The organism is Bartonella vinsonii subsp. vinsonii, from assembly GCF_902825235.1.
Taxonomy (GTDB): Bacteria; Pseudomonadota; Alphaproteobacteria; order Rhizobiales; family Rhizobiaceae; genus Bartonella; species Bartonella vinsonii.
In genome coordinates this window covers 1-14,741 of sequence record NZ_CADEAJ010000005.1, presented here as the reverse complement: position 1 = coordinate 14,741, position 14,741 = coordinate 1, and the positions used below count along the sequence as shown (strand labels likewise).

At 40.4% G+C, this 14,741-nt stretch carries 12 protein-coding genes and 1 pseudogene; 7 read left to right on the top strand and 6 right to left on the bottom strand.

Annotated elements, in window-relative coordinates:
* Window positions 1–6: 6 nt before the first annotated feature.
* Together gcvH and gcvP are read left to right on the top strand one after the other, a co-directional pair.
* Window positions 7–375, top strand: coding sequence for a glycine cleavage system protein GcvH (gene gcvH / locus J7R12_RS05000; RefSeq protein ID WP_126603749.1), 369 nt, complete (start codon window positions 7–9; stop codon window positions 373–375).
* Window positions 376–380: 5 nt separating this feature from the next.
* On the top strand, window positions 381–3,176 hold the full coding sequence (gcvP, locus tag J7R12_RS04995) for an aminomethyl-transferring glycine dehydrogenase (protein ID WP_126604058.1): 2,796 nt from the start codon (window positions 381–383) through the stop codon (window positions 3,174–3,176).
* A gap of 215 nt (window positions 3,177–3,391) precedes the next feature.
* On the opposite strand, the gene alr is transcribed toward gcvP, so the two are convergent.
* Window positions 3,392–4,510 carry an alanine racemase gene (alr, locus tag J7R12_RS04990; protein ID WP_126603748.1) on the bottom strand — a complete coding sequence of 373 codons (1,119 nt, stop codon included), beginning with the start codon at window positions 4,508–4,510 and terminating at the stop codon, window positions 3,392–3,394.
* A gap of 807 nt (window positions 4,511–5,317) precedes the next feature.
* On the opposite strand from alr, the gene J7R12_RS04985 reads away from it, so the two are divergent.
* Window positions 5,318–6,148, top strand: coding sequence for a ferredoxin--NADP reductase (locus tag J7R12_RS04985; protein WP_126603747.1), 831 nt, complete (start codon window positions 5,318–5,320; stop codon window positions 6,146–6,148).
* Window positions 6,149–6,172: 24 nt separating this feature from the next.
* A pseudogene (locus J7R12_RS04980) lies at window positions 6,173–6,373 on the top strand (ferredoxin--NADP reductase); the annotation flags it as partial.
* On the opposite strand, the gene eda reads toward J7R12_RS04980, so the two are convergent.
* Complete coding sequence (eda, locus tag J7R12_RS04975) at window positions 6,343–7,008, bottom strand: bifunctional 4-hydroxy-2-oxoglutarate aldolase/2-dehydro-3-deoxy-phosphogluconate aldolase (RefSeq protein ID WP_126603746.1); 666 nt, start codon at window positions 7,006–7,008, stop codon at window positions 6,343–6,345. The pseudogene J7R12_RS04980 and the gene eda overlap by 31 nt on opposite strands.
* 114 nt (window positions 7,009–7,122) lie before the next feature.
* Between eda and trhO the strand changes: the two genes are divergently transcribed.
* Window positions 7,123–8,040 carry an oxygen-dependent tRNA uridine(34) hydroxylase TrhO gene (gene trhO / locus J7R12_RS04970; protein WP_126603745.1) on the top strand — a complete coding sequence of 306 codons (918 nt, stop codon included), beginning with the start codon at window positions 7,123–7,125 and terminating at the stop codon, window positions 8,038–8,040.
* Between the two features lie 169 nt (window positions 8,041–8,209).
* On the opposite strand, the gene J7R12_RS04965 is transcribed toward trhO, so the two are convergent.
* Window positions 8,210–8,440, bottom strand: a complete 231-nt coding sequence (locus J7R12_RS04965; protein ID WP_208439034.1) for a hypothetical protein — start codon at window positions 8,438–8,440, stop codon at window positions 8,210–8,212.
* A 507-nt stretch (window positions 8,441–8,947) separates the two neighbouring features.
* On the opposite strand from J7R12_RS04965, the gene J7R12_RS04960 reads away from it, so the two are divergent.
* Both J7R12_RS04960 and J7R12_RS04955 read left to right on the top strand, forming a co-directional pair.
* Window positions 8,948–10,081, top strand: coding sequence for a type III PLP-dependent enzyme (locus J7R12_RS04960; RefSeq protein ID WP_126603743.1), 1,134 nt, complete (start codon window positions 8,948–8,950; stop codon window positions 10,079–10,081).
* 46 nt (window positions 10,082–10,127) lie between these two features.
* A complete protein-coding gene (locus J7R12_RS04955) occupies window positions 10,128–10,706 on the top strand; it encodes a GNAT family N-acetyltransferase (protein ID WP_126604057.1) in 579 nt (192 codons plus the stop codon).
* A gap of 576 nt (window positions 10,707–11,282) precedes the next feature.
* On the opposite strand, the gene J7R12_RS04950 is transcribed toward J7R12_RS04955, so the two are convergent.
* The 3 genes from J7R12_RS04950 to J7R12_RS04940 form a co-directional block, all read right to left on the bottom strand.
* On the bottom strand, window positions 11,283–12,854 hold the full coding sequence (locus tag J7R12_RS04950; protein ID WP_126603742.1) for a DHA2 family efflux MFS transporter permease subunit: 1,572 nt from the start codon (window positions 12,852–12,854) through the stop codon (window positions 11,283–11,285).
* A 22-nt stretch (window positions 12,855–12,876) separates the two neighbouring features.
* Window positions 12,877–13,953, bottom strand: coding sequence for an HlyD family secretion protein (locus tag J7R12_RS04945; protein ID WP_126603741.1), 1,077 nt, complete (start codon window positions 13,951–13,953; stop codon window positions 12,877–12,879).
* A 153-nt stretch (window positions 13,954–14,106) separates the two neighbouring features.
* A complete protein-coding gene (locus J7R12_RS04940; protein ID WP_126603740.1) occupies window positions 14,107–14,499 on the bottom strand; it encodes a Fur family transcriptional regulator in 393 nt (130 codons plus the stop codon).
* Window positions 14,500–14,741: the final 242 nt, after the last annotated feature.

Here is a 14,741-nt window from a genome sequence, read left to right as displayed (position 1 = left end):
TTTTTTATGTCTAAAACTTATTTTACACAAGATCACGAATGGCTTCGTGTTGAAGGGCAAGTGGTTACTGTTGGGATCACACATTATGCGCAAGAACAATTGGGAGATTTGGTTTTTGTTGATTTGCCAAAAGAGGGAACATCCCTTTCCAAGGGGGATTCTGCTGCTGTTGTGGAATCGGTGAAAGCGGCTTCAGATGTTTATGCGCCTCTTGATGGTGAAGTGGTTGAAATAAATGAGGCATTGGCAAGTAATCCTGAATTGGTGAATCAAAAAGCCGAAAAAGAAGGTTGGCTCTGGAAAATGACATTGCAGGATGCAATGCAACTTGAAGGGTTGCTGGATGAGGCTGCTTATAAAGCACTGATTGGATGAGTGCTATGTTAGAGCGTCATTTTTTTTCTCGTCATATTGGGCTTCGTATTGATGAAACACAAAAAATGCTTGATGTTTTAGGGCTGGATTGTGTTGATACACTCGTTTCTCAAGCTGTTCCACATTCTATCCATTTGGGGCGTCCGCTTAATCTTCCAAAGGCAGCAAGTGAAGGGCAAGCCTTGGAAGAACTCTCCAAGATAATGGGGCGTAACCATGTGCATAAAAGTTTTATTGGACAAGGGTATCATGGAACTTCTGTGCCGCCGGTTATTTTGCGGAATCTTTTTGAAAATCCAGCTTGGTATACCGCTTATACACCCTACCAGGCAGAAATTAGCCAAGGCCGTTTAGAGCTTTTGTTTTATTTTCAAACATTGGTGAGTGAACTCACTGGTTTGCCTGTTGCAGCGGCCTCCCTTCTTGATGAAGCTACTGCTTTAGCTGAAGCAACCGCGGTAGCGGTACGCTTTGCGCGTGAGAAAAAAATGAAGATTTCTCTTCAGAGTCTTTTGCATCCCCAGACTTTGAGCGTTGTAGAAACGCGTGCTGAAACTCAAGGGATTCAGATTAGTCAAAATGGTGAGATTTGTTCTGATACAGCTGCGATTGTTTTGTCTTGGCCAGATACAAAAGGCTTTTTTAATGATTATGATGAAGTGATTAAGAAGGCAAAGGAAAAAGGAGCACTGGTGATTGTTGTTGCCGATCCTTTGGCCCTTACTCTTATAGAACCACCAGCGCGATGGGGGGCTGATATTGTTGTTGGTTCTATGCAGCGTTATGGGGTTCCAATGGGATTTGGAGGGCCTCATGCTGGCTATCTTGCGGTAAGTGATGCACTAACGCGCCTCATTCCAGGGCGTATTGTTGGTCAATCCGTTGATACAAAAGGGCGCGTTGGTTTTCGCTTAGCGTTACAAACACGCGAACAACATATTCGACGCGATAAAGCTACGTCGAATATTTGTACAGCACAGGCTCTGTTGGCAAATATGGCAACAGCTTACGCCGTTTGGCATGGTCCACAAGGCTTACAGGAAATTGCGCAACGGATACATCGTTTAACATGCCGTTTTGTTGCTGGTTTAGAAGCAGCAGGGGTTCATGTTGAAGGGGAAAGTTTTTTTGATTGTGTCAGTATTTTTGTCAAGGGGAGAGCCCAAGAGATTGCGCATCAAGCAAAAAGCAATGGACGCCTTATTCGTATTCTTGATGATGATAGAATTGCGATTAATTTTGATGAATTGTCGACAGAAGAAGATGCTTGCGCTTTAGCAGAGCTTTTTGGTGCACAATTGGTTGATCAAGTTTCTTCAAAACTTTGGGGGAAAGGGCGTGATCATGCTTTCCTTTCACAGCCCTTTTTTCATGCGGTTCATTCAGAAACAGACATGATGCGCTTTTTGCGTCGTTTGTCAGATAAGGATTTGGCATTAGATAGGGCAATGATTCCGCTTGGTTCTTGTACCATGAAGCTTAATGCAGCAGCTGAATTAATGCCTCTCAGTTGGCCTACGGTCGCTAACATACATCCCTTTGCTCCTAAAGAGGATGTGATGGGTTATAGGGAAATGATTCATCAACTGAATGCGTGGTTGTGTGAAATTACAGGGTTTGCACAAGTTTCTTTCCAGCCGAATTCTGGTGCTCAGGGTGAATATGCGGGGCTTTTAGCTATTCGTCGTTATCACCAATCACGAGGAGAACATCAACGCACGCTTTGCCTTATTCCTGCATCGGCACATGGGACCAATCCAGCTTCTGCTCATATGGCAGGTATGGAGGTCATTGTGGTGAAATGTTTAGGCGATGGGAATGTTGATGTTGATGATCTCAAAATGAAAGCACAGTTGCATAAGGACCGCTTAGCAGCTCTCATGATTACCTATCCTTCAACCCATGGCGTTTATGAGGAAAGTATTAAGGAGATTTGTTCTGTTATCCATGAAAATGGCGGACAAGTTTATTTTGATGGTGCTAATCTGAATGCACTTGTTGGGCTTTCTCGTCCAGCAGATATTGGGGCGGATGTTTGTCATATGAACCTTCATAAAACTTTTGCTATTCCCCATGGTGGTGGCGGTCCTGGTGTGGGGCCGATTGGAGTGGCAGAACATCTCAAACCATTTTTACCAGGTCATGAACAAGAGGGAACAACACATGCAGTTTCAGCTGCTCCTTATGGAAGTGCATCGATTCTTGTTATTACGTGGATGTATATTCGAATGATGGGTGCTGATGGTTTGAAATATGCAACGCAAACAGCAATTTTGAATGCAAATTATATTGCTGCGCGTCTTTCTCAATCTTATTCTATTCTTTATCGAGGCAAGCATGGGCGCGTTGCTCATGAATGTATTGTCGATACGCGCGTGTTGAAAGATCAGTATGGGATTAGTGTTGATGATATTGCAAAACGTTTGATCGATTATGGGTTTCATGCGCCAACAATGTCTTTCCCTGTCCCTGGAACTTTGATGATTGAGCCAACGGAATCAGAGCCAAAAGCAGAGATTGATCGTTTTTGTGATGCTTTGCTTTTGATTGCTGAAGAAGCTAAGAAAGTTGGTGCAGGGGGGTGGACAAAAGACGATAATCCATTGGTTAATGCGCCACACACGTTGGTAGATACGCTTGATGATGCTTGGGCACGACCTTATTCACGACAAGAAGCTGCTTTCCCCAATAGCTCTCTTGATCCAGCGAATAAATATTGGCCTCCGGTTTCCCGTATTGATAATGTTGCGGGAGATCGAATGCTTATTTGTTCTTGTCCGCCATTGGGAAACACGTATTAAATTTATTTGTCATATAATGAAAAAAGCCTACGCCATTCTGTGTGGGCTTTTTTATTCTCTCATGCCATTTGTTTTAAGCATTTTGATAGATAATATTGATGAAGAGAATGGAGGCATAGCAAGAATATATTTGGTTTTGGTGAGATATTTTGCGGTAGGGCACGCATAATATTATTTGCTACAATGATGATTTTAGCCACGTTCTTTAAAAAGTTTTAAATGTAAATGCGTTTATAGCGGGAACCTAGAGACGTCATAATTTCATGGGGGATGGTACCTGCATCTGTCGATACTTTTTCAAGGGTTTGGTGTGTTCCAATCAGTTCTACCCAATCACCTCTTTGAGGTTTTTTATCAAGATCGGTAGCATCTACAACGAGGGAATCCATAGAAATACGTCCAACAATGGGAAGTCTATTTCCGTTGAAATAAACCGCACCTTTATTAGAAAGAGCGCGCAACCAACCATCTGCATAGCCGATAGAAATGGTTATGAGCGTGCTTGGTCTGTGGGTAATGAAACTTCCTCCATAACCAACAGGGACTCCTGACTGAATAGAGCGGCTTTGAAGGACTTGGGCTTCAAGTTTTAAAACAGGTTTAAGAGGTGTTGGGTGTTTCTCTTGGGGATCAATTCCGTAAAGTGCAATGCCTGGGCGAACAAGGTCAAAATAAAAATCGTTCCCAAGAAAAATACCTCCAGAATTAGCAAAAGAAACTTTGCAAGTAGGCAGTTGCGCAAGGATGGCTTTTAAAGCAGTTAATTGTGTATCATTGGATGGATGTGTATTATCCTCTCCATTCGCGAGATGACTAAGAATATATTTTATCTCTGCTGTCTCAAAAATTGTGGGTTGTTTGATGAGTTTTTGTACTTCTTGTTTATCAAGCCCTAATCGGTTCATGTTGGTATCGATTTGAACAATTGCGGGAAATCTTTTATCCTTTTTTTTACAAAGTGTTTGCCAATCTTCGAGAGCATTCCAAGAATTCAGAACAGGAATAATTCCTGCTTCAGCTATAAGTTCTTCTGTATTATGTGGAAGCCCGTTAAGAATAGCAATCATCACATTTTTTGGTAAAATGCTTTTTAATTGTAGCGCTTCTTCAATTTGGGCTACAAAAAAAGTGCGGCATCCAGCCTGATAAAGCGCAGGAGCAATTTTGTTAACACCTAGCCCATAGGCATCTGCTTTTACAACTGCAGAGCATTCAATTGGAGCAACATGTTGGGCTAAAGTTCTATAATTTTCAACAATAGCACGCACATTTATGGTTGCTACAGCTGTAAAGGTAAGTGATGCGTTTGCTTCATCATTAACGGATTTGTTCATTTTAAAATCCTATTTGTGTTAGTGACACATGAAGTTCCCTTTGGTTATTTTATATAAGTTTTTATGATATATGGAAAGGGTGTGCATACGGTTTGTTCTTGTTAAAATCATGAGTAATTCATATTGAATTATGTACTGTGAAAGCAATCTTTTGATATAAAATACTGCTTTTGGTAACAAGGGATATCTTAGTTTTATTGGCATGGCTATGGATACATGCTCCTCTCATAATTGGTATAAAGAGAGCTCTTTTTTATTTGTTTTCCTTTGGTGAAGTGTTTTTGAAAATAAAGGCTGATCTGCAATGTTGTATTGTTTTTAGGGAGTACGCCAAGTTATGCCAGTTGTTACTGGTGGAGGGCTGTATACATGGTCTGCTTTATTTGAAATTTAATCAATTGTCTTTTTCTCAGCAGGTCAGTAACGATAGTGGAGCACATTCTCGTTATCATTAAGCAAACCAGTTTTTCTTTAAAAACGGAGATATTGGATATATTGGTTTACAAAATAGCGGAGGTATTCATTTTTTAATTATTCTATTTGGAAGGCTGTAGGTTGGAAGTGTAGTCAGTGTCATTATTTTAGTCATGAAGGTTTTGGTGTACAATGTGAGATTGAAGTGTCATGGAAAACAGGGCATTCATACAGATTAGATATTTCAAAAAATGAAAATTTGCTTATTTTAAATACAAAAATATTGTGTGCGTGCTTTATGTTTTAAGAGAAATATTGGCAGATGATTGGATAAGCATTATATCATTTCGAAGCCTTAAGTTTATGTTCAGTAAAGAGATAAGGGAGAGTTTTATGAATACGCCTGCTAGCAATGTTCAATCAAATATCAGCAGTGTTGCGTCAGACTTTCCGATTCCTGAAAATGTGTTCGCGCTTAGCGTCCAAGAGGTTTATCACTACACAGACCGTTTGTTTAAATTTCGTCTGAATCGTCCGGAAAGTTTTCGTTTTCGTTCAGGTGAATTTGTGATGATTGGTTTGCCAAATGCAGAAAAGCCAATTTATCGTGCTTATTCGATTGCAAGCCCCTTCTGGGACGAACAGCTTGAGTTTTTTTCCATTAAAGTTCCAGGTGGTCCACTGACTGAACATCTCCAAAAAATTAAAATTGGTGATACCGTTCTCATGCGTAAGAAATCTACTGGAACATTGGTTCTTGATGCTCTTATTCCTGGAAAACGTCTTTATCTTCTTTCAACAGGAACAGGGGTTGCTCCCTTTGCGAGTCTTGTTCGTGATCCTGAAACTTATGAAAAATTTTCAGAAGTGGTTCTTGTTCAAACAACCCGTGAGCGCAATGAGCTTGCTTATGCGCAAGATCTTGTTGTCTCTTTACAAGAAGATCCGCTGATTGGTGAATATGTACAACAGTTAAAGTTTTATCCTATGACCACTCGCGAACCTTCTGAGCATATGGGGCGCATTACGACTGTTATGGAGAATGGCACTTTCTTTGAAATGACAGGTTTACCGAAGATCAATCCTGATGAAGATCGTGTGATGATTTGTGGTTCTATGGCAATGCTGAAGGATTGTGCAAGGATGTGCGAATCTTTTGGCCTTGTTGAAGGAGCAAATAATGCTCCTGCTACGTATGTCGTGGAGCGTGCTTTTGTGGGATGAGAGGATAGCTCTCTTGTGGCTTCTCTGGAGAATGGCACTTTCTTTGAAACGACAGGTTTACCGAAAATCAATCCTGATGAAGATCGTGTGATGATTTGTAGTTCCATGTTATCTCATGGGGCAATATGGAAAGATTGTGCAAGGATGTGTGAATCTTTCTGTGTTGTTGAAGGAGCAAATAATGCTCTTGCACCTTATGTCGTGGAGCGCGCTTTTATGGGGTGAGAGGATAGCTCTACTGCTGTATGTGCTAATGTGCTGATCGCATCCCAATTGCCAGCTGCTATCAGTTTAGGAGGAGCTATCCAAGAACCACCTACGCAGAAGACGTTAGGGAGTTGAAGCCACTGTGCGGTGTTTTTTTGTGTAATACCGCCTGTGGGGAAAAATTGGATTTCGGGGAAAGGGGAAGCTAGAGCTTGAAGAAAGGTAATACCGCCTGCTGCTTCAGCAGGGAAAAATTTAAGGTGTGAATAGCCTTGATCCCTTGCTTGCATTAATTCACTGGGTGTCATCACACTAGGGAGAAATGGGATTTCACTGTTTTTTGCATAATTGATTAAGTCGTTTGATAATCCAGGGCTTACGATGAATTTTGCTCCTGCGTGTTCGGCTTGTTCATAGTGTGTCCAGTTGAGGATTGTTCCTGCTCCAACAATTGCTTCAGGGACTTCTTGTATAATTGCTTTTATTGCATCGCATGCTTTTGGCGTTCGCAATGTGATCTCAATTGTTTTCAATCCACCTTTGACAAGAGCGCGTGCTAAGGACACTGCACTTTGCAGGTCGTCAATGTGTAGAACAGGTATGACAGTTTGCTTCTGAAGAAGTGATAAAAGGTGCTCTATTTTTTGGCACATAGCGTTCTTTCTCTAGGGGATGATATTATGCGTATAGTTTGGTAAAGCACAATATGTTAAAGAGTAGATGAATAGATCTTGAAATTAAATGAAACGCGAGTTATGGCAAGAGTTATGGAAAAGAATTTTAAAGTTGCTGCACTTTATTGCTTCGCAGATTTGAAGCATTATCATCAATTACAAAAGCCTTTGCTGGATTTATGTCAAGCAAAGGATATCAAAGGTACCCTCCTTTTGGCACGAGAAGGCATTAATGGAACTGTTGCGGGACCTTGTGCTGCAATCGAAGCATTAGTGGATTTTATTACATCTGAACCAGCTTTTCAAACGCCGGAGATTAAATATTCATGGGCGTCAAAAATGCCGTTTCACCGTATGAAAGTGCGGTTAAAAAAAGAAATTGTGACCATGGGGGTTGAAGGTGTTGACCCATTAAAAGTTGTTGGTACTTATGTAGAGCCTGAAGATTGGAATGCGCTTATCCAAGATGAAGAAACAATTTTGATTGATACACGCAATGATTATGAATATGCGCTTGGAAGTTTTCAGGGAGCGATTGATCCGCATATTAAGACATTTCGGGAATTTCCTGAATGGGTGCTTAAGCACGAAGCGGATTTAAAAAAGAAAAAGAAAGTTGCCATGTTTTGCACAGGTGGTATTCGCTGTGAAAAATCAACAGCTTATGTCCGTGAACTCGGTTATGATCAGGTTTACCATTTAAAAGGGGGCATTCTCAAATATTTGGAAACAATTCCAAAAGAAGAGAGTTTGTGGTGGGGCGAGTGCTTTGTCTTTGATGAGCGTGTTTCTGTTGGGCACGGTCTTGAAGAATGTGGACGTGAATTGTGTCGTGCTTGTCGTTCTCCTCTTAATGCGGAAAGTAAATTATCACCTCATTATGAGGAAGGTGTTTCATGTGATGCTTGTTATAGCACTCGAGATGAAACGGATAGGCAACGTTTTCGGGAGCGCCATAAGCAGTTTCAATTGTTAAAATTGCGTGCGGTTGATTCTCAGCAAAAGCTGTGAAAATATCACATTTCAGGGATTCAAACTTCTGTTTTTAAAAAGATTTTCAGTGTTCGCAGAAGAGTATTTATAAGACGGGATATTGCTTGGTCTTTTTTAGCGTGTGAAATTGAAGCACGTTTAATGCGAAGGGCAGACATAACACTTCGTGGCGTTCATAAGGCAAATGCTACAGGCTTGTAATTTCATAAACATAAAGGTGGTATTTTTCAGTAAATCTTATAGCCTTCATGTGTGCAATTGAAAGATGGACTGCAAAAGCCCAAGTATAAAGAGCTTCTTTTAAAAAGATTGTGAAGGGCGTGGTACCAATGGCATGAGGCTTCATGAAAATTGTGATTCCATTAAAAGGAATAAGGTCATTCATCTGCGTATGAGGACTGTTGCTTTTTTGCATCATTTTGTCTTTAAAAATTAAAAAATGTTTAAAATTAAAAAAATGATTGAAATGAATAAAAATTGGTCTTATATGCAGCCTTGCCCAAAGTCGCACGTGCCTGTGGGTGTCCGCTGGTTCTCAAATGGTGAGATTAACCGGTACGGTACCTGGAACTAACCGCTCCAGTCATTCTTTTGGCCAACCGAAAGAGTGAGGACATCTTGAAGCAACGACGGTGCGGGCCTTTCTGGTGTCTTCCAGCTGTCCAAATGCTGAGATAACTATAGAGGCACACCTCATTGCCTTCAGTGCGGAAGTGGTTTTCTTCAACTCCAATCAAAAAGGCAGATAAAGTAGAATAACGCGGTTTTCGCGCTGTTCTTTCGCTGCATATAATCCTGTTTTCTTCCTGATTTTTTAGTCATCAGGGTATGGGAAGCTGGGTTGTGTATTTTTTGTTCTTTGGCTATTGGCGGCTTTGTGCTGTCCAAGCAGAGAGAGGGATTATTTCCCTTGGGAGAATTACAAATGGCAACGCAACGTATTCGTGATTTCCTGGCAACACATCGTACTGAAGGTCCATGCTTAATTGTTGACCTTGATGTTGTCCGTGAAAATTATTTAAATTTTGAAAAAGCTCTCCCACAGTCTCGTATTTTTTACGCGATAAAGGCAAATCCTGCCCCTGAAATTTTGAGTTTGCTTGCTTCTTTAGGGTCGTCTTTTGATGCAGCTTCTGTTGCAGAAATTAAAATGGCTTTAAAAGCAGGGGCAACGGGTGATCGTATTTCTTTTGGAAATACTATTAAAAAAGAGCGTGATATTGCGCATGCATATGCATTGGGTATTTCGCTTTATGCGGTTGATTGTATTGAAGAAGTAGAAAAAATTGCGCGTGCTGCTCCGGGTGCTCGCGTTTTTTGCCGCGTTCTTACGGATGGAATAGGTGCAGAGTGGCCGTTGTCACGTAAGTTTGGTTGTGTTCCTGCTATGGCGGTTGATGTGTTACGTCGGGCGCATCAATTAGGCTTACAAGCATATGGTGTTTCTTTTCATGTAGGGTCTCAGCAGACGGATCTTAGCGCATGGGATCGTGCTTTATCAGATGCGGCTACAGTTTTTAAGCATTTGGAGCAAGAAGGAATTTCGTTGAAGTTGGTTAATATGGGTGGTGGTTTTCCAACACGTTATTTGAAAGATGTTCCTACAGAACAAGCTTATGGTACGGCTGTTTTTGATTCCTTGAAAAAATATTTTGGCAATCGTATTCCGGAAACAATCATCGAGCCAGGGCGTGGGATGGTTGGTAATGCTGGTGTTATTCGCACAGAAGTTGTGCTTATCTCCAAAAAAGCAGACAATGATAATGTCCGATGGGTTTATCTTGATGTTGGAAAATTTAATGGTCTTACCGAAACTATGGATGAGGCAATTCGCTATCCTATTGAAACACCCCATGATGATAAGGCAATGGAGCCTTGTATTTTAGCAGGTCCAACATGCGATTCAGCAGATGTTCTCTATGAAAAAACGCCCTATCCCTTACCTTTATCTCTTACAGTAGGCGATGAACTCTTGATTCATGGAACGGGTGCTTACACGGCAACTTACGCATCTGTTGCTTTTAATGGTTTTGAGCCTTTGCGCTCCTATGTGATTTGAGGCTGTCATCTGTGATGACAAAGATGGAGTAGGGTGTGTGTCAAAAATGGATATGCTACATTTTCAAACAAAAGATGGTGCGCTTTTCACACTTTCCTGTGAGCAAGAAACCGATAAGCCTCACCGCGAACACTTGCTTGATTTAGTTTTGGGAGAGGGGCGTAAACGTAAATCATCAGAAGCTTTACGTCGTGGACGGTTGGCGGCGTTGTCCTTTGTTGTCAAAAATATGCTTGGAGAACTTGTGGGGAGTGTCCGTCTTTGGCATGTTCGTTTTAACAAAGGGCAAAATGATACACAACATGCTTTGCTTTTGGGGCCTCTGGCTGTTTCAGGAGAATGTTCTGGTATGGGAATAGGATCGGTTCTTATGCAGCACGCAATTGAAGAGGCCAGAATGTTAGGTTATGGGGCTATTTTACTTGTGGGGGATTGTGCGTTTTATCAGCGTTTTGGATTTTCAAACAGTTTAACAAAAAATTTGGCAATGCCTGGTCCTTATGAAAAACATCGTTTTCAAGCACTAGAATTGATACCAGAATATCTTTCCGCATGTTATGGTGTTCTGGCTCCTAGTGGAAAACAAGAAAATTTGAGCTGTTTTCAGCATCATAAAGTGGCTTAATTTTATTTGCTAACAGTGGTGATATTGGGGGGTATTTTTCTTTATTTGCATTTTTGTAGTCTCTGATAATTTCAGTGGTTTATTGAGGGGCTGGTCTCCTAAATTTCGCACTATTTTAGGCGATTTTAGCAAAGCTTTGCGTTATTTTTTATCGATATTTTTAAAGAGTTTTTCCCATTGGTTGATGTTGAAAATCTTTTATTGAAAGTTAAGGTTTAAAGCCAAGAACCGTGGAAATTATATCAAAATTTAGGTTTTCCAGTATTGATGTGTTTCATAAATTACGGTGCATAATGAGGCTCGTTTTTTTGTGATGATTATCGATACTTCCTCAAGCATCTCGGTAGGTTTGTATTTTGAGAATTCGTAAATTGAAAATGATGATTCTTCAAGAGTGAAAGGCGATATTTAAGGGGGTTCTTTCTGAAGCATTTTGAGGTTTATAAAATGCAGGAAAATATTGGTTTTTAGTGGCTTGAACGATGTGTGTGAATGTGCGTACCGATAATGGGAGAGGTGAGGTATGCAAATATCAGGCATTTAACAAGATTTGGATTAACTTTTATAAGGTAAGGCTCAGTGACCTGAAGGGGTATCAGTGAGTGGCGGTATTTTTTTGAGAAAAACAGTCATGAATGTCAAAACGCTAAAGATGATGGTTATTATAAAGAAAATGTCGCTAAAAGCCATAACCGTTGCTTGTATGCGTGCCATATTAGAAAGTTGGAAAAGTGCAAGAGCATGTGGGTCAGAGGTTGCAGTTTTGAAGTACAGAGTAAGGTTTGAAAGCATTTCAGTTGCTTGGTTGTTTCCTTGTTGGAGCGTTTCGGCTATGCGCCCATAATGCAGGTCTGAACGCTTTGTGATAAGAGTGCTAATAATAGCAAGCCCTACAGCGCCACCAAGATTACGTGTGAGATTAAACAGTCCAGAAGCATTTTGCATGCGTTCTGGCGGGAGTGTTCCCAAGGCAATATTATTAACAGGAACCATACATAGCATCACAGAAGCACCACGGAAAACTTGTGGCCAAAAGAGCTCGCTAAAATCCCAGTTATCCGTGATAGAGCTTGCCATCCAAGTGCCTATTGCAAAACCCAAAAGTCCTATTGCCATCATTAAACGTGCATCCATTCGCGCTGAAAGAAATCCAGCAAGCGGAGCGGTTAATAACATGGCGAATCCTGAAAGAAACAATGTTTCTCCAATCATGAGAGCATCATAATGGCGGATTTGGCTCAAATAGACAGGATAAAGGTATGTGAGTCCATAAAGGCCGATTCCAAGCATAAAAGAAAAAACTGCTGCAGTTGAAAAATTGAAATTGGCAAAAGTTGAGAGATCAACAATGGGTTCTTTTGCTGTAAAAGCACGCCAAAAGAAGAGGGCTGCAGCAAGAATCATGAGAATGAAAAAATCCAGAATCAGTCTATCACTCAGCCAATCATGACGTGCTCCTTCTTCTAGAACATATTCTAAAGTTCCCAAGAAAGTAGCCATAGAAATGAGGCCTAACCAATCAAATTTCTTCATTAAAGAGGGATCAGCTTTATCAAAATCAATTAATTTCCAAGCGAGAATTGAGATGATAATCCCGAAGGGTACATTGATGAGAAAGAGCCAATGCCATGATGAGAGATGACAAATGTAGCCTCCGACGGTTGGACCAATGGTAGGAGCTAATGTTGCGACCAGTCCGACGATAGGGGTAACAATAGGACGTTTGGAAGGAGGAAAAAGGATATAGGAGGCAACAAAAACACTAGGGATAATACCTCCCCCAATAAAACCTTGGAGTGCGCGATACACAATCATCTCTCCAATAGATGTTGCCATTGCACAAAGAATAGAAGTAATCGTAAAACCGATAGCTGATAGGGTAAAGAAAACACGTGTTGAAAGCAATCGTCCTAAAAATCCAGAAAGCGGCAACATGATGACTTCAGCGATGAGATAGGAGGTTTGAACCCATGAAATTTCTTCAGAGCTTGCTGCAAGCCCCGCTTGAATTTCAGCTAAAGAAGAGGAAACGATTTGGATATCTAAGATTGCCATAAACATGCCAAAAGACATAGCAATAAAAACTACAATTTTGTGCAATCCGATGTGTTCTTGAGACTGTATGGGCTCTGGTATGGAAGATGTCATCGTAAGATCTTCTACTTTTTTGTTATAAGAGGTTTTTATCTTGTGGCTTTGTACGTGTATCAATTTCTACTGAAACACTCATTCCTGCTCGAATACGCCCAGTTTTTAGTATTTCTTCTGGAATAGAAATACGGACTGGAATGCGTTGAACAATTTTGGTGAAGTTTCCGGTGGCGTTTTGTGGAGGAAGGAGAGAAAAAACAGCGCCTGTTGCGGGGGAAATAGAAAGCACTGTTCCTGTAAAGGCATCTTTTTTGAAGGCATCCACAGCAATATAAGCCTTTTGTCCAGCATGAATATCTTGCAACTGTGTTTCTTTATAGTTTGCTTCAATATAAAGAGCATGTGTGGGGACTAACGCCGCAAGACGTTGGCCATTTACAACAAAATCCCCTGTTTTCGCTGTTAAATTTGCAATAATTCCATCAAATGGCGCTCGTATAATGGTTGAATCAAGATCACGTTGTGCTTTTTCACGCGTGAGTTCTAAGCTTTTTGTTTGGCTTTCTGTTTCACTTCGTTGTGCTTCTAGAACTTGGATATTCGCACGTGCTGCAGCTATTTGTGCATTGGCGCGATTAACATTTGCAATGGCTTGTTCATAAGCTGATTTGGCATCATCAACATCGGATTGAGGGGCATAACGACTCGCTTTAAGTTCTGTGGTGCGTTTTAAGGTGAGTTGTGCATTGGTTGCTATGGCTGAAGCAGCTGCTTTTTGTGCTTTTGCATCATCTAAAGCACTATGAGCGGCTGTGATTTGTGCATCAATGCGTAGAAGTGTTTTTTTCTGTGTGTTAAGATGCGCTTCTGTCTGTTTCAAGGCTATTTTATAATCGCCATTGTCTAGGTAAAATAAAACATCGTCCTTTTTTACAATTTGGTTGGCTTTAATAGCAATTTTCTCAATATATCCATTTAATTTAGGAGCAATAGCCGCTATATCTCCTTGTACATAAGCGTCTTCGGTAGCGACCATATAACGCCAATGTGTTATCCACTTATAACCAAACCAAAGTATAAAAAGCGCAAGGACAACAAGAAGAGCATGAATTATTTTCTTTTGTTTTATTAAAACAGTTGTCTTTGATATAGACATGATTTTATACTTTCGATTTCATGTAATGCGTAAAACAAGCTCACCGCTGTGGGAAGAGAATGGTATAGAGGCAAAGACAGTAAGAGCTTTTCGAGCAATAAGACGACTTTAAAAACATAATGTTAAATATACAAACTTGCAAGTATTGAGATCTTACTCTGTTGCGCATTGTTTGCAAATGCCTCGTACTTCTAAAGTGCTTCTGCGTGCTTGGAAATCAACTGCTTGAACCATTTGTTTAAGGTTGGATACAATAGTTTGGTTTTGTATTTCATTAACCTTGCCACAGTTTTCACAAATGATAAAAGTTGTAAGTTCGTGTTGGCAATTTTCAGGATGCAAACAGGCCATAAAAGCATTCACGCTTTCAAGACGGTGAATACACTTTAATTGGACAAGTTTTTCTAATGCACGATAAACTTGGAGAGGCGCACGAAATCCTTCTTCACGTAAATGATCGAGAATCGCATAAGCACTTAAAGGTCCTTGCGCATTCTTTAAAGTGTTTAGAACTAATGTTTGATTACGCGTAAGTTTAGATGACATTAACACCTTTCTTTTGCTCTTTAGGCCTTTTATTCTATAGGCAAGCATAAAGCGTATAAGATATTTGTGCAATGGTGAATATAGAATATGTACTCTCTCTGTAACTCTGTAGTGATTTATATATTTAAGTTTTTCTGCATTGATTTTATTGTTGTCATGATTGGGATTTTATTGTTGTCATGATTGGAAGGAATTTTATTTTAAGGCATTATTTTATGGATTTTTTTAAAAAATGATATTGA

What these genes read in the sequence shown, in the direction of transcription:
- gcvP (WP_126604058.1), top strand. Translation starts at nt 381, where the DNA reads ATGTTAGAGCGTCATTTTTTTTCTCGTCATATTGGGCTTCGTATTGAT.
- alr (WP_126603748.1), bottom strand. Translation starts at nt 4,510, where the DNA reads ATGAACAAATCCGTTAATGATGAAGCAAACGCATCACTTACCTTTACA.
- trhO (WP_126603745.1), top strand. Translation starts at nt 7,123, where the DNA reads ATGGAAAAGAATTTTAAAGTTGCTGCACTTTATTGCTTCGCAGATTTG.
- eda (WP_126603746.1), bottom strand. Translation starts at nt 7,008, where the DNA reads ATGTGCCAAAAAATAGAGCACCTTTTATCACTTCTTCAGAAGCAAACT.
- J7R12_RS04960 (WP_126603743.1), top strand. Translation starts at nt 8,948, where the DNA reads ATGGCAACGCAACGTATTCGTGATTTCCTGGCAACACATCGTACTGAA.
- J7R12_RS04965 (WP_208439034.1), bottom strand. Translation starts at nt 8,440, where the DNA reads ATGATGCAAAAAAGCAACAGTCCTCATACGCAGATGAATGACCTTATT.
- J7R12_RS04955 (WP_126604057.1), top strand. Translation starts at nt 10,128, where the DNA reads ATGGATATGCTACATTTTCAAACAAAAGATGGTGCGCTTTTCACACTT.
- J7R12_RS04950 (WP_126603742.1), bottom strand. Translation starts at nt 12,854, where the DNA reads ATGACATCTTCCATACCAGAGCCCATACAGTCTCAAGAACACATCGGA.
- J7R12_RS04985 (WP_126603747.1), top strand. Translation starts at nt 5,318, where the DNA reads ATGAATACGCCTGCTAGCAATGTTCAATCAAATATCAGCAGTGTTGCG.
- J7R12_RS04940 (WP_126603740.1), bottom strand. Translation starts at nt 14,499, where the DNA reads ATGTCATCTAAACTTACGCGTAATCAAACATTAGTTCTAAACACTTTA.
- J7R12_RS04945 (WP_126603741.1), bottom strand. Translation starts at nt 13,953, where the DNA reads ATGTCTATATCAAAGACAACTGTTTTAATAAAACAAAAGAAAATAATT.
- gcvH (WP_126603749.1), top strand. Translation starts at nt 7, where the DNA reads ATGTCTAAAACTTATTTTACACAAGATCACGAATGGCTTCGTGTTGAA.